Source organism: Pseudomonas sp. N-137 (genome assembly GCF_034555295.1).
Lineage (GTDB): Bacteria > Pseudomonadota > Gammaproteobacteria > Pseudomonadales > Pseudomonadaceae > Aquipseudomonas > Aquipseudomonas rhizophila.
This window is the reverse complement of sequence record NZ_JAXUDQ010000029.1, coordinates 236799-256836: the sequence shown is the minus strand read 5'-3', so window position 1 is coordinate 256836 and position 20038 is coordinate 236799. Positions and strand designations below refer to the sequence as shown.

14 protein-coding genes are annotated in these 20038 nt (G+C 61.5%); 6 read left to right on the top strand and 8 right to left on the bottom strand.

The window, feature by feature from the left end; genetic code table 11:
- Nucleotides 1–455: 455 nt before the first annotated feature.
- From T3A99_RS20985 to mfd, 3 genes are read right to left on the bottom strand one after another with little or no spacing between them, the layout of a single operon-like run.
- The gene (locus T3A99_RS20985) at nucleotides 456–3149 is read right to left on the bottom strand and encodes a DEAD/DEAH box helicase (protein ID WP_281459402.1); all 2694 of its coding nucleotides are present in this window, start codon (nucleotides 3147–3149) and stop codon (nucleotides 456–458) included.
- Between the two features lie 11 nt (nucleotides 3150–3160).
- On the bottom strand, nucleotides 3161–3727 hold the full coding sequence (locus T3A99_RS20980; protein ID WP_160893006.1) for a CsiV family protein: 567 nt from the start codon (nucleotides 3725–3727) through the stop codon (nucleotides 3161–3163).
- A 10-nt stretch (nucleotides 3728–3737) separates the two neighbouring features.
- The gene (gene mfd, locus T3A99_RS20975) at nucleotides 3738–7187 is read right to left on the bottom strand and encodes a transcription-repair coupling factor (protein WP_047227216.1); all 3450 of its coding nucleotides are present in this window, start codon (nucleotides 7185–7187) and stop codon (nucleotides 3738–3740) included.
- Between the two features lie 168 nt (nucleotides 7188–7355).
- Here mfd and T3A99_RS20970 point away from each other — a divergent pair, with 168 nt between their 5' ends.
- A complete protein-coding gene (locus tag T3A99_RS20970) occupies nucleotides 7356–8819 on the top strand; it encodes a glyceraldehyde-3-phosphate dehydrogenase (RefSeq protein WP_047227217.1) in 1464 nt (487 codons plus the stop codon).
- A gap of 153 nt (nucleotides 8820–8972) precedes the next feature.
- On the opposite strand, the gene T3A99_RS20965 is transcribed toward T3A99_RS20970, so the two are convergent.
- The gene (locus T3A99_RS20965) at nucleotides 8973–10271 is read right to left on the bottom strand and encodes an MFS transporter (RefSeq protein ID WP_076385588.1); all 1299 of its coding nucleotides are present in this window, start codon (nucleotides 10269–10271) and stop codon (nucleotides 8973–8975) included.
- A gap of 236 nt (nucleotides 10272–10507) precedes the next feature.
- Between T3A99_RS20965 and T3A99_RS20960 the strand changes: the two genes are divergently transcribed.
- Together T3A99_RS20960 and sthA are read left to right on the top strand one after the other, a co-directional pair.
- Nucleotides 10508–11506: an FAD:protein FMN transferase gene (locus T3A99_RS20960; protein ID WP_322834769.1), complete on the top strand. Its 999-nt coding sequence runs from the start codon at nucleotides 10508–10510 to the stop codon at nucleotides 11504–11506.
- 210 nt (nucleotides 11507–11716) lie between these two features.
- Nucleotides 11717–13111, top strand: a complete 1395-nt coding sequence (gene sthA, locus T3A99_RS20955) for a Si-specific NAD(P)(+) transhydrogenase (RefSeq protein WP_047227219.1) — start codon at nucleotides 11717–11719, stop codon at nucleotides 13109–13111.
- 42 nt (nucleotides 13112–13153) lie between these two features.
- Here the strand turns inward: sthA and T3A99_RS20950 are convergent, their stop codons facing one another.
- Both T3A99_RS20950 and T3A99_RS20945 read right to left on the bottom strand, forming a co-directional pair.
- Nucleotides 13154–13876, bottom strand: coding sequence for a glycerophosphodiester phosphodiesterase (locus T3A99_RS20950; protein WP_047227220.1), 723 nt, complete (start codon nucleotides 13874–13876; stop codon nucleotides 13154–13156).
- Complete coding sequence (locus T3A99_RS20945; RefSeq protein WP_076385586.1) at nucleotides 13873–14469, bottom strand: PilZ domain-containing protein; 597 nt, start codon at nucleotides 14467–14469, stop codon at nucleotides 13873–13875. The genes T3A99_RS20950 and T3A99_RS20945 overlap by 4 nt, the downstream gene beginning before the upstream one ends.
- A 94-nt stretch (nucleotides 14470–14563) precedes the next feature.
- On the opposite strand from T3A99_RS20945, the gene T3A99_RS20940 reads away from it, so the two are divergent.
- The 3 genes from T3A99_RS20940 to T3A99_RS20930 all read left to right on the top strand — a co-directional run bounded on the left by T3A99_RS20940 (nucleotide 14564) and on the right by T3A99_RS20930 (nucleotide 17813).
- Entirely contained in the window at nucleotides 14564–15814 is a 1251-nt protein-coding gene (locus T3A99_RS20940; protein ID WP_047227222.1) for a lipoprotein-releasing ABC transporter permease subunit, read from the top strand.
- Nucleotides 15815–15821: 7 nt separating this feature from the next.
- Nucleotides 15822–16505: a lipoprotein-releasing ABC transporter ATP-binding protein LolD gene (gene lolD, locus T3A99_RS20935; protein ID WP_162843734.1), complete on the top strand. Its 684-nt coding sequence runs from the start codon at nucleotides 15822–15824 to the stop codon at nucleotides 16503–16505.
- Between the two features lie 63 nt (nucleotides 16506–16568).
- Nucleotides 16569–17813: a lipoprotein-releasing ABC transporter permease subunit gene (locus T3A99_RS20930; protein ID WP_047227223.1), complete on the top strand. Its 1245-nt coding sequence runs from the start codon at nucleotides 16569–16571 to the stop codon at nucleotides 17811–17813.
- A 193-nt stretch (nucleotides 17814–18006) separates the two neighbouring features.
- Here T3A99_RS20930 and T3A99_RS20925 read toward each other — a convergent pair whose 3' ends face one another.
- Nucleotides 18007–19359: a heavy metal sensor histidine kinase gene (locus T3A99_RS20925; RefSeq protein WP_322834768.1), complete on the bottom strand. Its 1353-nt coding sequence runs from the start codon at nucleotides 19357–19359 to the stop codon at nucleotides 18007–18009.
- Nucleotides 19356–20036, bottom strand: a complete 681-nt coding sequence (locus T3A99_RS20920) for a heavy metal response regulator transcription factor (RefSeq protein WP_047227225.1) — start codon at nucleotides 20034–20036, stop codon at nucleotides 19356–19358. The genes T3A99_RS20925 and T3A99_RS20920 overlap by 4 nt, the downstream gene beginning before the upstream one ends.
- Between the last annotated feature and the right edge of the window lie 2 nt (nucleotides 20037–20038).

The following is a 20038-nucleotide window of genomic DNA, read 5'->3' as shown; positions in this document are numbered from 1 at the left end:
GCTCCATAGCTACAACGACTACCGGTCGCCGGTAGCCATGGAGAAACTGGCGGCGTGAAACCTTAACTGGTGTCCAGTTACTTGACCAGTTCAGCCTGCTCGCGATGACGGCGGCACAGCCAACCTCTTCAACATCTGAATCACCGCTATCGCGAGCAAGCTCGCTCCCACAGGAGATTCGGGGTGCAGACCTATCCGGCGCTCACCTCAGGGCAATGTGGGAGCGAGCCTGCTCGCGATGACGGCGGCACAGCCAACCTCTTCAACATCTGAATCACCGCTATCGCGAGCAAGCTCGCTCCCACAGGAGATTCGGGGTGCAGACCTATCCGGCGCTCACCTCAGGGCAATGTGGGAGCGAGCTTGCTCGCGATGACGGCGGCACAGCCAATATCTTCAACATCTGAATCACCGCTATCGCGAGCAAGCTCGGCTCCCACAGGGATTGCTGTGAATCAGCGTTTTTCCAGCTTGTCCGGCAATGGCGCGAACAGTGCCTCGATATCGTCGCTTTGCAGTTTCCAGTCTCCGGCCACGCGCCCGTCCAATACGCCGGCTGCGAGGTCGGATTTTTCCTTCTGCAGCAGCTGAATCTTCTCTTCCACCGTGCCTCGGGCAATCATTTTGTAGACGAACACCGGCTTCTCCTGGCCGATGCGATAGGCGCGGTCGGTCGCCTGGTTTTCGGTGGCGGGGTTCCACCATGGATCGTAGTGGATCACCGTGTCCGCCTCGGTGAGGTTCAGGCCTACGCCGCCGGCTTTCAGGCTGATCAGAAAGATCTGACGCTTGCCGCTCTGGAATTCCTTGACCGGCGTACGTCGGTCCCGGGTCTGGCCGGTCAGGATGGCGTAATCGACGCCGCGTTTCTTCAGTTCGTCTTCGATCAGCGACAGCATCGATGTGAACTGAGAAAACAGCAGCACCCGGCGACCTTCTTCAAACAGCTCTTCGAGCATCTCCATCAGGCTGTCGAGCTTGCCCGAGGTGCTGCCGCGGGCAGGCAGGGCGGCATCGTTGAGCAGGCGCAGATCACAACAGACCTGGCGCAGCTTGAGCAGCGCCTCGAGAATGATGATCTGGCTGCGAGCCACGCCTTTGCGGGTGATCTCGTCGCGTACCTTCTTGTCCATGGCCAGGCGCATGGTTTCGTAGACGTCCCGCTGGGCATCGCTGAGCTCGACCCAATGAATGATCTCGGTCTTGGGTGGCAGTTCTGTCGCCACTTGCTCCTTGGTCCGGCGCAGCAGAAAAGGTTTTATCCGACCGTTGAGGTGCTGCAGTCGCACATCGCTGCCGCGCTTTTCAATCGGCACGCGGTAGTCGCGGTTGAAGCTCTTGACGTCCCCGAGCCATCCCGGCAGCAGGAAGTGGAACAACGACCACAATTCACCCAGGTGGTTTTCCAGCGGCGTGCCGGACAGGCACAGCCGCTGGCGGGCGTTGAGTTCGCGGGCGGCCTCGGCGGCTTTGCTGTTCGGGTTCTTGATGTACTGGGCTTCATCGAGGATCAGCACATGCAACGGCTGCTCCGCCAGGCGCTCGACATCTTTGGGCAATAGCGCATAGGTGGTGAGGACCAGGTCGTAATCGTTCAGCCGGTCAAAGTGCTTCTTGCGCCCGGCGCCGTACAAGGCCAATACCTTGAGTTGCGGGGTGAAGTGGGCGGCCTCGTCGAGCCAGTTGGGGATCAGGCTGGTGGGCATGACCACCATGCAAGGGCGGTCGAGGCGCCCGGCGTTTTTTTCGCTGAGGATGTGCGCCAGGGTTTGCAGGGTTTTGCCCAGGCCCATGTCGTCCGCGAGGATGCCGCCGACTTCCAGCTGCCTGAGCGATTGCATCCAGCTCAAACCTTCGAGCTGATAAGGCCGCAGCGTGGCGTTCAGGCCTTCTGGCGCGGTGCTGGTGAAGTCCTTGATGTCCCGCAGGCGTTGGGCCAGGCCACGAATGTGCTCGCCGCCTTCCCAGCGCAAGGGCATGTCTTGCAGCGGGTTCAGGCGCAGGGCATCCGCGCTGTTCAAGCGCAGTTTGGTGGTGCCCGGTTCTTGCAGGTAAAACTCGCCCAGGGTGGCCAGCACCGGTTTCAGCCGGCCATAGGGCAGGGCCACTTGCTGCGGGCCGAACTCGGAGTTCGGGCGGTTAGGCAAGTTGACCAGAATGAGTTCGTCATCGCGGCGCCTGGCCAGGCGTTCCGGGTTGAACAGCTCGATGTGCGAACGCATCAGGTTCAGCAGAATCGGCAGCAGGCTCAATCGCTCACCGTTGACGATGATCCCCAGTTCCAGATCGAACCAGTCCCGTTCCGGCGTTTCTTCGACCGTGGCGTACCATTCGTCCACCGCCGTCAGGTCGAAACCGAAATCTTCGTCGATCTGCAACTCCCAGCCCTGGCTACGCAGTTTCGGCAGATCGTTGAGGGTGAACGTCAGCCACGCACTGTCGTTGACCATCTCGTACAGTTCACCGGCGCTTTCGGGCAGGGCCTTGCTTTGTCGGGTTGCGATTTTGAAGCCGAGGATTCGAAGCTGTTCGCGGTAGGACTGCTCCACTTCTGTCTGGCGTTTTATCCGCAGCGTCTGTGTGTCCTGGCGAATCAGTACGTCAGTGTTGCGCTGGCCGCTGACGTATTCGTCCAGGTAGCTGAAAGACAGGGCGGCGCGGTGCTGGATGTAGCGCTGCATCTTGCCATTGCGCGGCTCGAAAGCGCTGAACTCGATGCTCGCCAGCCACAGCCGCGGCATTGGTTGGACGTTGTCCACCAGCACTTGCGGCGGGGCCTTGGGGCTGCGGTTTTCCAGCACGGCCTGGAGTTTCTCCAGCAACTGCGCGTCTTTCTCGGCGGCCGGGTAGGCCAGGGTTTCCTGGACTTGCAGCAGCACCGCCGCGCAGTGCTTGCAGTTGATGCGCACCGGGCAGGTACAGGCGGCTTCAAGCAGAATCAACGTGCCTTTGGCTGATTCTTTCAGACGAATCGTCTGGCGGTAAACGTTACCCCCAGAGCCTTCACAACTGGCGGTGATGGTGCTGTCGCCAGCCTCGACGATCCTGACGCGGTTTTCCAGCGCGTAACGGCGCCCGCGCTCCAGGCTCTGTTCCTTGAATCGATTGACCCAGGAGGGTGCCAGGGGTTTGCTCAGGGGCGAGGGCATAGGCGCGCCGATCAGTCCGGAATGACGTCAGGCGCCTGCCGTGGCGCAGGCGCAGTCAGCGAGGTGATTTTGATCAGCAGGCCGAGGTGGCCGTTGTCGAGGAAATTCAACTGGCCATTTTTGGTATGGCTCTGCTGTTTGAGGCGTTCGCTGGAAGTGACCAGGCCATTGGTGTCGATCTGGTTGATCCAGAAGTCGGCGTCCACGTCGGTAAACCGCCCCAGTTTCAGTTCCAGGGTTCCTTCGATGGGAAACTGGCCGAACTGTTCTACGCCATCACTGACGGCGATTCGGCTGCCCTGTTCGCCCAGGTTCTGCTGCCAGGCTTTGTGCATCAGCACCGTGTACTGGCCGCTGGCGTTGAGTTTTTCCACGATGTGACCCAATGCAGGCGTGCGCTGGCTCTTCGCGTCCAGGCGTTGCGCGCCCGCGTCCCAGTCCTCCGGTGCGGCGCGGCTGACAATCGCCGGTTCGGCGTTCTGGCGCATCAGGATCATTTCAACCTGATACAGGTCATCGGCAAACGCCAGGGGAGCGACCAGGGTCATCAACAAGGTCAGTGAGCGAAACAGGCGCATGGGGCGTCCTTCAAGCAGGGGTCGGAGTGAGGCGCTCGAACAGCGCTTCTACGGTATTGAAACGCTCTTCCGGGCGTTCCATGGGCACCATGAATTTGAACATCGTGGCACCTTCGAACTTGTAGCGTTTGGGCTGGCCCTGGATCAGCTTGATCAGTACCAGCGGGTCGACCGGCGTCTGGGCTTCGAACTCGATACGACCGCCATTGGGGCCGCCGTCGACTTTCTTGATGCCCAGTTGCTCGGCCTTGAGCTTGAGCCAGGTGGTACGCACCAGGTTCTTGGTTGGCTCCGGCAGCAGGCCGAAGCGGTCGATCATCTCCACTTGCAGGTCCTTGAGGCCTTCTTCGTCAGTGGCCGAGGCGATGCGTTTGTAGAGGATCAGCCGTGCGTGGACATCCGGCAGGTAGTCTTCCGGGATCAGCGCCGGCACCCGCAGATTGATTTCCGGCCCGCCGCCCAACGGTTGGTCGAGGTTCGGTTGCTCACCCTTGCGGATCGACTTGACCGCCCGTTCGAGCATTTCCATGTACAGGGTGAAACCCACGGCCTGGATCTGGCCGCTCTGGCCGTCGCCCAGCAACTCGCCTGCACCGCGGATTTCCAGGTCGTTGGTGGCCAGCACGAAACCGGCGCCCAGGTCCTGGGTGTTGGCGATGGCTTCCAGGCGCTTTTCCGCGTCCGGGGTGATCTGCTGGCGCGGTGGCGTCAACAGGTAGGCGTAGGCCTGGTGGTGACTGCGCCCGACTCGACCGCGCAACTGGTGCAACTGGGCCAGGCCGAATTTGTCGGCGCGCTCGATGATGATGGTGTTGGCGCTCGGCACATCGATGCCGGTCTCGATGATGGTCGAGGCGATCAGCACGTTGAAGCGCTTGTGGTAGAAATCGCTCATCACCTGTTCGAGTTCACGTTCGCGCATCTGCCCGTGGCCGATGCCGATGCGGGCTTCCGGCACCAGCTCGGCCAGGTCGGCGGCGCATTTCTCGATGGTCTTGACGTCGTTGTGCAGGTAATAGACCTGGCCGCCACGCAGCAACTCGCGCAGCAGGGCTTCCTTGATCGTGCTTTTGTTCTGCTCCATGACGAAGGTGCGCACCGACAGGCGACGGGCCGGCGGCGTGGCGATGATCGACAGGTCACGCATGCCCGACACCGCCATGTTCAGCGTGCGCGGGATCGGTGTGGCCGTCAGGGTCAGGATGTCGACCTCGCTGCGCAGGGCCTTGAGCTGTTCTTTCTGGCGCACGCCAAAGCGGTGCTCTTCGTCGATGATCACCAGCCCCAGGTTTTTGATCTTCACATCGTCCTGCAGCAGTTTGTGCGTGCCGATGACGATGTCGATCTTGCCCTCGGCCAGATCGGCCACCGCCGCGTTCACTTCCTTGGTGGACTTGAAGCGGCTCATCACCTCCACGGTCACCGGCCAGTCGGCGAAGCGGTCGCGGAAACTGTTGTAGTGCTGCTGGGCAAGCAGGGTGGTGGGCACCAGGATTGCCACCTGCTTGCCGCCGTGCACGGCAATGAATGCGGCGCGCATCGCCACTTCGGTCTTGCCGAAACCGACATCGCCGCACACCAGCCGGTCCATCGGTTTGGGCGCGAGCATGTCAGCACGCACGGCCTCGATGGTGGTTTGCTGGTCGACGGTTTCCTCGAAGGGGAACCCGGCGCTGAAGGTTTCGTAGTCGGCTTTCGGGTCGGCGAAGGCGTAGCCCTCGCGGGCGGCGCGACGGGCATAGATGTCCAGCAACTCGGCGGCCACGTCGCGCACCTGTTCGGCGGCCTTGCGCTTGGCTTTCTGCCAGGTTTCCGAACCCAGCCGATGCAGCGGCGCCAGGGCGTCGTCGCTACCGGTGTAGCGGGCGATCAGGTGCAGGTTAGCCACCGGCACGTAGAGCTTGGCACCCTCGGCGTATTCAAGGGTGAGGAACTCGGCGGCCTGGTTGTCGATTTCCAGGGTCGCCAGGCCCAGGTAGCGGCCTACGCCGTGGTCGATGTGCACTACTGGCGCGCCTTCGCGCAGCTCGGTGAGGTTCTTGATGACCGCGTCGTTGGCGGCGTCGGCACGTTTCTCGCGACGCCGACGCTGCATGACGCGCTGGCCGAACAATGGGCTTTCGGCCACCAGCGCCAGGGCCGGGTCTTCCAGGACAAGGCCGTCGTTCAGCGGCGCGATAGTAATCGCCAGGCGGTCTTTGCCGGCGACGAAGTCTGGCCAGCTATCGACGGTTTTCGGCCTCAGCTTCAGGCGTTCAAGCAGTTCCAGCAGCACTTCACGGCGACCGGCGGATTCGGCGGTGAACAGCACGCGGCCGGGGAAACCGTCGAGAAAACCGGCCAGGGCCGCCAATGGCTGCGTGGCCTTGGCTTCGATCGCCAGGTCCGGCAAGGCCTTGGCCGGGAAGCGTTCGCGGCCGACGCCAGTTTCCACGTCCTGCTGGCTTGCCACCACGCGTGGCCAGTTCTTGAGCCGGGCAAAGCAGTCTTCCACCGGCAGGAACAGCTCGGCCGGTGGCAATAAAGGCCGGGAAGGATCGACGCGGCGCTCTTCGTAGCGATTGCGCACATCGTTCCAGAAGTTTTCCGCCGCCTGCTCGATGCCGGGCAGGGAAAACACCTGAGTGTCCTGGGGCAGGTAATCAAACAGGGTGGAGGTTTCTTCGAAAAACAGCGGCAGGTAGTACTCGATACCGGCGGGAGTGATCCCGCTGCTCAGGTCCTGGAAGATCGGGCAGCGACGGAAATCCACATCGAAACGTTCGCGAAAGCGCGCCTTGAAGCGGGTCACGGCGTCTTTTTGCAGCGGGAATTCCTTGGCCGGCAGCAGGCGCACCGACTGTACTTTGTCGATGGAGCGTTGGTTTTCCGGGTCGAAGGTGCGCAGGGTTTCGATTTCGTCATCGAACAGGTCGATGCGGTAAGGCAACTTGCTGCCCATCGGGAACAGATCGATCAGCGCGCCGCGTACCGCGAACTCGCCGTGCTCGTACACCGTGTCGACGCAACGATAGCCACTGGCTTCAAGACGGCTGCGCATTTGCTCGACGTCGAGCTTCTGGCCGATGTCCAGCACCAGGCTGCTGCCGAGCAAAAACTGGGTCGGTGCCAGACGATGTAGGGCCGTGGTGATCGGCACTACCAAAACGCCATGACTGAGCTCCGGCAATCGATAAAGGCTGGCGATTCGCTGGGAAATGATGTCCTGGTGGGGCGAAAACAGATCGTAGGGCAGGGTTTCCCAGTCCGGGAAATGCAGCACAGGCAAATCCGGGGCGAAGAAACTCAGTTCCTGTTCGAGCCGCTCGGCGCTTTGGCTGTCGGCGGTCAGCAGCAGGGTAAAGCGCTTTGCAGCGCTGGCAGCCTCGGCAATGGCCAGGCTCAGGGCGGCACCGGGCAGGTTGCCCCAGTGCTGTTTACCTGCCGCGGCAGGGAGAAGCGGGAGACGCAGAACGGGCACGGAAGGTTGAGCTCCAGCGTTGCGACAAAGTCGGCAATTGTAGCGGGGGAAGGGGGCAGCTGTCAGTCGCAGACTACCCTGGCGAACAGGAAAACCACGGTGCGACAGGCGCGCATTGCTCCGCCGAAGAGTCGGCGGCATAATGTAGCCCCTTTTTTCAGCCCCTACATGTGGAAGGTTCCCGTGACTCAGAAGCCCGACCAGTGTCTTGGTGAATGGATCGATCGTGAAGCACTCGCAGAAGCGATGATCCCTCTCATCGGTCAGCTCTACCGCAATAACAACGTGGTGAGCTCGATCTATGGCCGCAGCCTGATCAACCAGTCTGTCATCGCGATTCTCAAGGCTCACCGCTTTGCTCGCCACCGTTCTTCCGACGACAGCGAACTCTCCGTCCACGAAACATTCCCTCTGCTCAAGGCCATGAGCGAGCTCAAGCTCGGCGCGGCTTCGGTGGACCTGGGCAAGCTGGCGTTCAAATTCCGTAACGAGGGCAATGGCCGTAGCGCCGAGCAGTTCGTTCGCGAAGAGATGGCTGATGTGGTTGGCCAGCAAAACGTTTCGGCACGCAAAGGCACCGACGTCGTGCTCTACGGCTTCGGTCGTATCGGTCGTCTGCTGGCGCGCATCCTGATCGAGAAAACCGGTGGTGGCGATGGTTTGCGCCTGCGTGCCATCGTGGTGCGCAAAGGCGCGGAGAACGACCTGACCAAGCGCGCCAGCCTGCTGCGTCGCGATTCGGTCCATGGTTCGTTCAACGGCACCATTACCATCGACGAAGAAAACAACACCATCACGGCCAACGGTAACCTGATCCAGGTGATCTACGCGAAGAACCCGACCGAGGTGGATTACACCCAGTACGGCATCAAGGACGCACTGCTGGTGGACAACACCGGTGTATGGCGTGACGCCGATGGTCTGGGCCAGCACCTGGCATGCCCGGGTGTCGACCGCGTTGTTCTGACCGCACCTGGCAAGGGCAAGCTCAAGAACATCGTTCACGGCATCAACCACAACGAAATCACCGCTGACGACAAGATCGTCTCCGCCGCTTCGTGCACCACCAACGCCATCGTGCCGGTGCTCAAGGCTGTGAACGACAAGTTCGGCATCATCAACGGTCACGTTGAAACCGTTCACTCGTACACCAACGACCAGAACCTGATCGACAACTTCCACAAAGGCGACCGTCGTGGCCGCAGCGCCGCGCTGAACATGGTGATCACCGAGACCGGTGCCGCCACCGCTGCTGCCAAGGCTTTGCCTGAGCTGGCCGGCAAGCTGACCGGCAACGCGATCCGTGTACCGACGCCGAACGTGTCGATGGCCATCCTCAACCTGAACCTTGAGAAAGCCGCCACCCGTGAAGAGATGAACGAGTACCTGCGCTATATGGCGCTGCACTCCGACCTGCACAAGCAGATCGATTTCGTCAATTCCCAGGAAGTGGTGTCCACCGACTTCGTTGGCTCGCGCCATGCCGGCGTGGTCGACGCTGAAGCGACCATCGTTCAGGATAACCGCGTTGTGCTGTACGTCTGGTACGACAACGAGTTCGGTTATAGCTGCCAGGTCGTTCGCGTGATGGAAGACATGGCCGGTGTAAACCCGCCAGCATTCCCGCGCTAAGCCTTAGCTGCACATGAAAACGCCCCGACTTGTCGGGGCGTTTTTTTTTCTGGCTTTTCTGTCGCCTGGGCTGGCCTCATCGCGAGCAGGCTCGCTCCCACATTGGAGCGCGTAAATCCCTGTGGGAGCGAGCCTGCTCGCGATAGCAATCTGTCAGGCACCGCTCGCCGCTAATGCCTGCGCAGTCCGCAGTTCATGACGATTACCCCTGAACAACACCAGGGTAGCAATCAACCCCAGCACTGCCGCGCCACTGAGCCAGATCCCTGGCGCGGCCTTGTTGCCTAGCACATGAATCAGATAAGTACAGGCCGCTGGCGTAAACCCGCCGAAGGTCGCTGTTGCCAGGCTGTAGGCCAGGGAGAAACCGGTGGTGCGCACTTCCAGCGGCATGATTTCCGTCAAGGCGACTACCATGGCACCGTTGTACGATCCATACAGGAACGACAACCACAACTCCACGATCAGCAAATGGCTGAAGCTGGGGTTCGCCACCAGCCAGGACAGCGCCGGATATGCCGTGAGGATCGCCAGAATCGTCGCTCCCAGCAGCAAGGGCTTGCGTCCGATCTTGTCGGAAAATGCGCCCATCACCGGCAGCCAGAAGAAGTTCGACAGCCCGATGCATACCGTCACCAGCAACGCATCCAGGTCCGACAGGTTCAGTTCGGCTTTACCGAAGGTCGGCGTGTACGCCGTGATCAGGTAAAACGACACCGTGGTCATCACCACCAGCGCCATGCCCGCCAGGACGATGCCGAAGTTCTGACCGATGGAACGGATGATTTGCGACAGGGTAGGGCGATGTTTTCTCGCCTGGAATTCAGGTGTTTCTTCCAAGGAGCGACGGATCACGAATATCACCGGCACGATCATGCAACCCACCAGAAACGGCACGCGCCAGCCCCATTCGCCCATCTCCTGGGGACTCAGCCAGTGATTGAGGCCAACGCCCAGCAGGCCGGCAAACACGACGGCGGCCTGTTGACTGGCGGATTGCCAACTGACAAAGAAGCCCTTGCGCCCCGGCGTGGAAATTTCCGCCAGATACACCGATACGCCGCCCAGCTCAACCCCGGCGGAAAAGCCCTGCAGCAATCGCCCCAGCAGCACCAGCAGCGGTGCCGCCACGCCGAGGGTGGTGTAACCCGGCACACAAGCGATCAGCACGGTGCCGGCGGCCATCATCGCCAAGGTGATGATCAAGCCTTTGCGGCGGCCGTGCCGGTCGATGTAGGCCCCGAGAAAAATCGCCCCCAGCGGGCGCATCAAGAACCCGGCGCCAAATGTGGCCAGGGACAGCATCAGCGAGGCGAAAGCACTGTCGGTCGGGAAGAACGTCTTGGCAATGGCCGTGGCGTAGAAGCCATAGACCATGAAGTCGAACATCTCCAGGAAGTTGCCGCTGACAACGCGAAAGATCGCCTTGCCGTTGCTGGTGTTGGAAGGCATGGGTAGGTACTCGTTCTGGTAAATCTTGTATGAAGGTGCTGTTCCTGTGGAAGCCCGTGGGAGCAAAGCTTGCTCGCGATGCAGGCGACACGGTTCAGTTGCAAGACCCGCGTTATCGTTCGTCGCGAGCAAGCTTTGCTCCCACAGTTTTTTTGCATCTGGACTGAAGGGCGCTGAAGCCCATAATGGCCGGCGCGGTTTCGAGGGGGGATGAAGATTTGTTAACTGGACGATGGATGGGGCTTGTGGTGCTGGTCGGCGTGTTGTCCGGTTGCGGCAACGGCGACACCCTGGAGCGCTTCGACGGCCCGACCATGGGCAGCCACTATTCGATTCAGTACGTCAGGCATTCCGCCGCGCCTGCACCGAAAGCGGTGCGGGCCGAGGTGGAAAGCATCCTCGCCGAAGTGGATCGACAGTTCTCGACCTATCGCAGCGATTCGGACATCGAACGGTTCAATGCGTTGCCGGCCAATAGCTGCCAGATCATGCCTGGCCCTGTCCTGGAGTTGATCCGCGTGGGTGAGCAGTTGTCCTCCCAAAGCGACGGCTCTTTCGATCTGACGGTGGAGCCGCTGCTCAACCTGTGGGGTTTCGGTCCCCAGTCCCGAGCAGAGAAAGTACCGACCGCAGAAGCCCTGGCCCAGGTGCGCCAACGCGTCGGGCATGCTCATCTGCGCATCGACGGCGACCGCTTGTGCAAAGACGCCGCGGTGGAAGTCGATTTCAACAGTATCGCCGCCGGTTATGCCGTCGACCGCATCGCCAGCCGGCTCAAGGCCTTGGGCATCGACAGCTATCTGGCCGAGGTCACGGGCGAACTCAAGGCCGCCGGACGCAAACCCGATGGTGCCGCCTGGCGTATCGCCCTGGAAGAACCCCGGGACGACCGGCGGGTGGCTGAGCGCGTTATCGAGGTCAACGGCTACGGGGTTTCCACCTCGGGCGACTACCGTAAATATTTCGAACAGGGCGGCAGACGTTATTCCCACACCTTTGATGCGCGTACCGGTACGCCGGTCCTACACAACCTGGCGTCAGTCACGGTGATTCATCCTTCGGCGTTGATGGCCGATGGACTATCGACGCTGTTGCTGATTCTCGGTCCTGAACGGGGTTGGGACTATGCCGAAAAATACGGTGTCGGGGTATTTTTCGTATTGCGGGACAATGACCGTTTTATTGTTCGCACCAATGATGAGTTTGAACGGATCAGTCGCGGAAAAACCCAATGATGACAGCGTTGTGAAAGCATACCTGTGGCGAAATAGCGCAGGCAAAACTAGCCTACGACGCGACCAAGGGGTAATGTGCGCGGCGTTGACGCTTCTATAGACTGTGGCCGGGCTCATGAACCGGCCCCAAATTGTTCCTTCATGTCGCTGGCCGGCATGATTTAGCCGTGGAGCCAAATGTGGCGCCGCGGCCTGTTCTGAGGAGTACGCATGGCTGTCTACAACTACGACGTGGTGGTATTGGGTTCCGGCCCGGCGGGAGAGGGCGCGGCAATGAACGCCGCCAAGGCAGGGCGCAAGGTCGCGATGGTCGACAGCCGTCGGCAGGTCGGTGGCAACTGCACCCACTTGGGCACCATCCCGTCCAAGGCCTTGCGTCACTCGGTCCGGCAGATCATGCAGTTCAACACCAACCCGATGTTCCGCGCCATCGGCGAGCCGCGCTGGTTCTCCTTCCCGGACGTGCTCAAGAGCGCCGAGAAGGTGATCTCCAAGCAAGTCGCCTCGCGCACCGGTTACTACGCCCGCAACCGGGTCGACGTGTTCTTCGGCACCGGCAGCTTTGCCGACGAGCAGACCGTTGAAGTGGTTTGCGGCAATGGCGTGGTCGAAAAGCTGGTGGCCAAGCACATCATCATCGCCACCGGCTCGCGCCCGTATCGTCCGGCCGATATCGATTTCAACCACGCACGTATCTACGATAGCGACACGATCCTGAGCCTGGGCCACACCCCGCGTAAGCTGATTGTCTACGGCGCGGGGGTGATCGGTTGCGAATACGCATCGATCTTCAGCGGCCTCGGTGTGCTGGTGGAGCTGGTGGATAACCGTGGCCAGTTGCTGAGCTTCCTGGACTCGGAAATCTCCCAGGCCCTGAGCTATCACTTCAGCAACAACAACATCACCGTGCGTCACAACGAGGACTACGACCGCGTCGAAGGCGTGGACAACGGCGTGATCCTGCACCTCAAGTCCGGCAAGAAGATCAAGGCCGACGCCTTGCTCTGGTGCAACGGCCGTACCGGCAACACCGACACCCTGGGCCTGGAAAACATCGGCGTGAAGGTCAACAGCCGTGGCCAGATTGAAGTTGACGAGAACTACCGCACTTGTGTGACGAACATCTACGGCGCCGGTGACGTGATCGGTTGGCCGAGCCTGGCCAGCGCCGCCCATGACCAGGGCCGTTCAGCGGCCGGCAGCATTGTCGACAACGGGAGCTGGCGCTTCGTCAACGACGTACCGACCGGCATCTACACCATTCCGGAGATCAGCTCGATCGGCAAGAACGAGCAGGAGCTGACCCAGGCCAAGGTGCCCTATGAAGTGGGCAAGGCCTTCTTCAAGAGCATGGCGCGGGCGCAGATCGCCGGAGAGCCGCAGGGCATGCTGAAGATCCTGTTCCACCGCGAGACGCTGGAAGTGCTGGGCGTGCACTGTTTCGGTTACCAGGCGTCGGAGATCGTTCACATCGGCCAGGCGATCATGAACCAGCCGGGCGAGCTGAACACGCTGAAATACTTCGTCAACACGACCTTCAACTACCCGACCATGGCCGAAGCCTATCGGGTAGCGGCCTATGACGGGCTCAACCGGCTTTTTTGAGCGGCTCCGGCCGGTGGCCTGAGCCGGCCGGGGAGACCGATTTCAGCAATTCTCGAGGGTGGCAGTGGCCAAACCGGGAAAGTCTGTAATCAGGCTGTCAACGCCGAAGTCGGCGAGCCTGCGCATCAGCGCGGGTTCGTTGACGGTCCACACCGACACATGCAACCCCTGACGCTGGGCCTTGATCAGGCGTTCCGGCGTACACAGCGTCCAGTTGAGCGCCAGAATCTCGCAGCCGTAACTCTGGGCGACCTTCAGTGGGTCGAGCCAGGCGTATTCGGCCACCAGCCCGCGGGAGATGTCCGGGGTCAGGTCCAGGGCAGCCTTGAGCACTTCCCGGGAGCTGGATGTGATGGTGATTTTGTCCAGCAACCCGAAACGCTGGGCCATTTCGCGGATCCCCAGCACGGTGGCGGCGGCGCGGGTGCGTGAGGCACTCTTGACCTCCAGTTGCCAATGCTCGAAATCACATTTTTCGAACAGCTCCTCCAGGCGCGGGATCGGGCACGGCTTGATCCAGCCCGGGCCACCCTTGCGCGCATCGTAGGTCACCAGCTCGGCGGCCGAATGCTCCACCACCTTGCCCCGGCGATCGGTGGTGCGCTTGAGGGTCGGGTCGTGGATCACCATCAACTCGCCGTCCATTGAAAGGTGCAGGTCCAGCTCGCATCGGCGCACGCCGTGCTTGAGGCACTCCTGAAAACCGGTCAGGGTATTTTCTGGCGCTTCGCCCTTGGCGCCACGGTGGCCATAAATGAGGGTCACGGTTCTTCCTTATTGATGCCGGATTCGTTCAGTTCCCGCGCCAGGCGTCGCTCTTGCGCCTGTTTCTGCAGGATGTAGCGGGCCAGTAACTGGCGCTGGGCGTCGGTGGGGCGTTCGAACTCGGTGCCCACGTCATAGCCGTCGCCCTTGGGGTCGCAATGAGTGACCCGGGCCCGGAGCAACAGCCCCAGGGCCTGGGGCATCAGCACCATCTTGATCGACAGGTGCGTGCCAACGCCGACAGGCGTGGCGTGCTGGAAGTCGATGCCGCCCTCGGAGATGATCACCGGCTGCGGTTCGCCGATTTCGCCGAGCGCCGTCAGGGCAATGACCTGACTGAGCAGGTCGATGCGTTTATTCATCGCCTTGAGGTAAGCCGCGATGCTGCGCTCGCGCTCGCTGATCTGGCGCAGCAGGTGTTGCGATTCGAATTCGCTCAGGTGTAATTCGCTGAGCAGATTGAACAGTGGAGAAGCATCCTGCAACACTTCCTGGCCAGCAGCTTCAGGAATGGAGAGGGGCCGAATTTCCAGTGCGATCGTGTCCTCGATACGGTAGTATTCGCGGCGATCTTCTTCATCTAATGTCGACATGGCGAACCCATGGTAGCGGCGGTGGTCTGAGTGTAAAGCTGGTTTGTGACCCCCGCCACAAGGACGTTCCTTTTCCCTCCGAACAAGCCCCGACATGTTCAGACCTCTCTTCGTATTTATCGGCACGCGTTATACCCGTGCAAAACGTCGCAATCATTTCGTATCGTTCATTTCCCTGACTTCAATCATCGGGCTGGCCCTTGGCGTGGTCGTGATGATCGTCGTGCTGTCGGTGATGAACGGGTTCGACCATGAAATGCGCACTCGCGTGCTGGGCATGGTGCCCCACGCCACCCTCGAAACCGGCGAAGCCATCAGCGACTGGCCGAGCCTGGCCGCCAAGGTCAAGCAGAACCCGCAGGTGCTGGCGGTTGCGCCGTTCACCCAGATGCAGGGGCTGCTGACCCACAATGGCAAGGTTTCCAAGGTCTTGCTCAATGGCATTGACCCTGGGCTTGAGCGGCAGGTGTCGATCATCGACAACTTCATGAAGCAGGGCAAACTCGACGACCTGGCGCCGGGCAGCTTTGGCATCGTCATCGGTGACAAGGCCGCTGCCAAGCTCGGCGCCGCCATCGGCGACAAGCTGACCTTCGTGGCACCGGAAGTCACCGTGACCCCGGGCGGCATGTTCCCGCGTATGAAACGCTTTACCGTGGTCGGTATTTTCCATGTCGGCGCCGGCGAGCTGGACGGTTACCTGGGCGTCACCAACCTTCAGGACCTGGCGCGCCTGCATCGCTGGAAGCCGGATCAGGTCCAGGGCCTGCGGTTGAAGTTCGACGATCTGTTCCAGGCACCGCGCGTCGCGTGGACCATCGCCCAGCAGCTCGGCGAAGACCGCTACTACGCCCGAGACTGGACCCGCACCCACGGCAACCTGTACCAGGCGATCCGCATGGAAAAAGCCATGATCGGCCTGCTATTGCTGCTGATCGTCGCCGTTGCCGCGTTCAACATCATCTCCACTCTGGTGATGGTGGTGAATGACAAGAAAGGCGACATCGCCATCCTGCGCACCCTTGGCGCCACACCGGGGCAGATCATGCGGATCTTCATGGTCCAGGGCACGGTCATTGGCGTGATCGGTACGGTGGTCGGCGCCTTGGTCGGGATGTTTGCCGCGCTGAACGTCAGCGCCGCGATTGCTGCTCTCGAAGGCCTGATCGGGCACAAGTTTCTCAACGCCGACGTGTACTTCATCGACTACCTGCCGTCGCAGTTGCAGACAGACGATGTGTTGATGGTCTGCGGCGCCGCGTTGGTCCTGAGTTTCCTCGCCACCCTGTATCCAGCCTGGCGTGCCGCGCGCACCCAGCCTGCGGAGGCGTTACGTTATGAGTGAGTCGGGTATGAGTGAAAAAGCAATCTTGAGCTGCCGTAACCTGGGCAAATCCTATGAGGAGGGGCCGGAGTCGGTGGTAGTGTTGTCGGGCTTGCAGCTGGAGCTGCATCCGGGCGAGCGTGTGGCGATTGTCGGTACGTCCGGGTCGGGCAAAAGTACCTTGCTCAATCTGTTGGGCGGCCTCGATACACCGACTGCCGGCAGTGTCTGGCTGGCCGGCGAAGAACTCTCGGCGCTGAACGAGAAGGCCCGTGGCCTGCTACGTAACCGTTCCCTGGGCTTCGTTTACCAGTTCCACCATTTGCTGCCCGAGTTCACCGCGCTGGAGAACGTCTGCATGCCGCTGCTGATCGGTCGCACAGCGATCCCTGAAGCCCGCCAGCGGGCCACGGCGTTGTTGGAGCGGGTCGGGTTGGGCCATCGTCTGGAGCACAAGCCGGCGGAGTTGTCCGGTGGCGAGCGCCAGCGCGTGGCGATTGCCCGGGCCCTGGTCAACAAGCCGGGGCTGGTGATGCTCGACGAGCCGACCGGCAACCTCGACTCCCACACCGCCCAAGGCATTCAGGACCTGATGCTGGAACTCAGTACCTCAATGCGTACCGCGTTCCTGGTGGTGACCCACGACATGAACCTGGCCCGGCAGATGGACCGCGTCCTGCACTTGCAGGAAGGTTGCCTGACGCCCATTTGACCGACCGAAACCCGGCGCTTGCTGCAAGCGCCGGGTCTTTTATTTTCATACGGTGCCCCGCGAATGTTCAGACCGTTATCGATCTTCATCGGCACGCGCTATACCCGCGCCAAGCGCCGCAATCGCTTTGTTTCGTTCATTTCCATGACCTCGATGATCGGCCTCGCCCTGGGGGTGCTGGCGATGATCGTGGTGCTGTCGGTGATGAATGGCTTCCAGCGCGAAATGAGCTCGCGCATCCTGGGCATGGTGCCCCACGCCACCATCGTCGGCGTCAAGCCGATCGACGACTGGCAGCCGGTGGCTGCCGCGGCGCTGAAAAATCCTGAGGTGATCGCTGCCGTGCCGTTCACTGAAATGGAAGGCATGCTCAGCCATAAAGGCGCGATGCAACCGATCCAGATCAGCGGCATCGACCCGGCCCAGGAGGGCAAGGTGTCCATTGTCGCCCAGCATATTGTCCAGGGGCGTCTCGATGCCTTGAAGCCGGGCGAGTTTGGCGTGGTGATCGGCGAAATCACCGCCCGGCGCTTTCGTTTGAACGTCGGGGACAAACTGACCCTGATCGTGCCGGAAATCAGCACCGCGCCGGGCGGTATCACCCCGCGGATGCAGCGCTTGAATGTGGTCGGCGTGTTCAAGGTGGGCGCCGAGCTGGACGGCTCCATGGCGCTGATCCACGTGGCCGACGCCGCGCAAATGCAGCATTGGCAGCCAAACCAGGTGCAAAGCGTGCGCCTGGCGGTCAAGGACCTGTACGCAGCACCGCGAGTTTCTGGCGACATCGCCACGGGCCTCGGCGCGGACTACAAGGCCGACGACTGGACCCACACTCAGGGTAGCCTGTTCAGTGCCATGAAAATGGAAAAAACCATGATCGGCCTGCTGTTGTTGATGATCGTCGCGGTGGCGGCCTTCAACATCATCGCGACCCTGATCATGGTGGTGAACGATAAGGGCGCGGATATCGCGATCCTGCGCACCATCGGCGCCACGCCACGGCAGATCATGGCGATTTTCATGGTCCAGGGCACGGTGATTGGCGTGGTCGGCACGCTGATTGGCGGCGTGCTGGGGGTGATTGCGGCACTGAACGTCAGTGATTTAGTGGGTTGGGTGGAAAGGGTCACTGGCCAGCATATTTTCAGTTCCGACGTGTATTTCGTCAGCAACCTGCCTTCGGAGCTTCAACGCGGTGATGTGGTGCTGATCTGCTCGGCCGGGTTCATCCTGAGCTTCCTCGCCACGGTTTACCCGGCCTGGCGTGCGGCGAAGGTCGAGCCGGCACAGGCGTTGCGCTATTCCTGATACTGCACAGACCTCTGTGGCAGAAGGGCTTGTTGAAGACTCTGGTGGCGACGGGATTTAGCGAGTTGTCTGTGGGAGCAAGGCTTGCCCGCCATGCAGGCGCCTTGTTTCCCCCGCAGACCGCGTCGTCTGCATCGCGGGCAAGCCTTGCTCCCACAGATAAGTTTCTTTGCTACCAGGGTTTGTGTTGGGCTTAATCCCCCTTCGGCAACTCGATCAAAAACCGCGTCCAGCCATCGGCCGATTCGCAGCGGATCTGCCCGCCATGGGCGCGGACGATGGAGCGGGTGATGGCCAGCCCCAGCCCGGCGTGTTCACTGCTGCCTTCCTGGCGGGCCGGGTCGGCGCGATAGAAACGGTCGAACAAACGCGGCAGCAAATGCGCTGAAATCCCGTCACCGCTGTTCTCCACGTTCACATGCACCTGCCCAACGCCCTCGACAATATGTACCCGTACTTCGCCACCGTCAGGCGTGAAGCGCAAAGCATTGTCCAGCAGATTGGACAGGGCTCGGCGCAACATGCTGCGGTCTCCGTCGATGCGGCCGTTGCCTTCACGGCTCAAGCGGACGTGGGCGTCTTCGGCCAGCGGGGCGAAAAACTCCAGCAGCAGATCCACTTCCTGAGCCAGTTCCAGCGGTTCGCGGCTGGGTGCCAGCAAGCCGTGGTCAGCCTTGGCCAGGTAAAGCATGTCGTTGACCAACTGCGCCATCCATTGCAGCTCTTCAAGATTGCTGTGCAGTGCTTCGCGATAATCCTCCAGCGAGCGTTCGCGGGTGAGGGTGACCTGGGTGTGGGTCAGCAGGTTCGATAAAGGGGTGCGCAGTTCATGGGCGATGTCGGCAGAGAACGCCGAGAGCCGTTGAAACGCATCATCGAGACGTCGGAGCATGTCATTGATGCTGTGGGCCAGTTCCGCCAGTTCGGCGGGCATGTGTTCTTCCGGCAGTCGGGCATTGAGAGAGCGGGCCGAGACGCTGCCGGCGATGGCCCCCATACGCCGCAACGGTCGCAAGCCGCGCCGGGCGGCCCAGGCCCCGAGCAGGGCGGTAGCCAGGGCCGAGAGGCCGACCGTCAGCCAGATCAGGCGCTGCATGCGTTGCAGGAAATGCTGGTGGTGGGTGATGTCCAGCAGCAGCGTCAGTTGCGGCGAGTCCGGGCGGTCGGGGTACAGCGGTGCATTCAATACCCGGTAGTCAGTGTCGGCATCGCTGAGGGTGGACAGGCCAGGACGCTCCGGCAACTGAGCCGGAATCCGCAGCGAACTGTCGTACCAGCGCACGCCATCGCTATCCTTGATGCGCAAGGCCAGGTCGGCCTGGCGACTGAGTTCATCTGCCAGACGGCTTTGGGTTTGCTCGGCATCCAGCCCCTGCAGGGCGCGACGCAGGCCGATCAGTTTGCCTTCGAGCAGTTGCTGATCCAGCTCGATGAAGTGCGCCTCGCTGCCACGGCTGAACAGCACGCCGGCAAACAGGGAGACCACGGCGGTGCAGGCGGCGAACAGCAGCGCCAGCCGGCTGCTCAGCGACCAACGCCCCCTCACAGGTTGCGCTCTTCAAGGACATACCCCATGCCCCGCACTGTGTGGATCAGCTTGCTGGGGAAATCGTCGTCGATCTTGATTCGCAGGCGCCGTATCGCGACTTCGATGACGTTGGTGTCGCTGTCGAAATTCATATCCCAGACCTGGGAAGCAATCAGGGATTTGGGCAGGACCTCGCCCTGGCGACGCAGGAGCATTTCCAGCAACGCGAACTCCTTGGCCGTGAGGTCGATGCGCTGGCCGCTGCGTTCGACGCGGCGGCGGATCAGGTCCAGGCGCAGGTCCGCCAGTCGCAAGCTGGTTTCCTGGGGCGTCGAACTACCACGGCGCAACAGGCTGCGGACTCGCGCCAGCAGTTCGGAAAAGGCAAAGGGTTTGACCAGGTAATCGTCGGCGCCCAACTCCAGGCCATGCACGCGATCCTGGACCGCATCCCGCGCGGTGAGAAACAGCACCGGCGTATCCAGGCCGGCCCCGCGCACGGCCTGCAAAATCTGCCAGCCATCGCGGCCGGGCAGCATCACATCGAGGATCAGCAAGGCATATTCACCGCTCAAGGCCAATTGCTGGCCGGTAATGCCATCGGCCACCAGGTCGGCGTTGAACCCGGCTTCGGTCAGGCCCTGGCGCAGGTATTGGCCGGTTTTGGTTTGGTCTTCGACGATCAGCAGTTTCATGG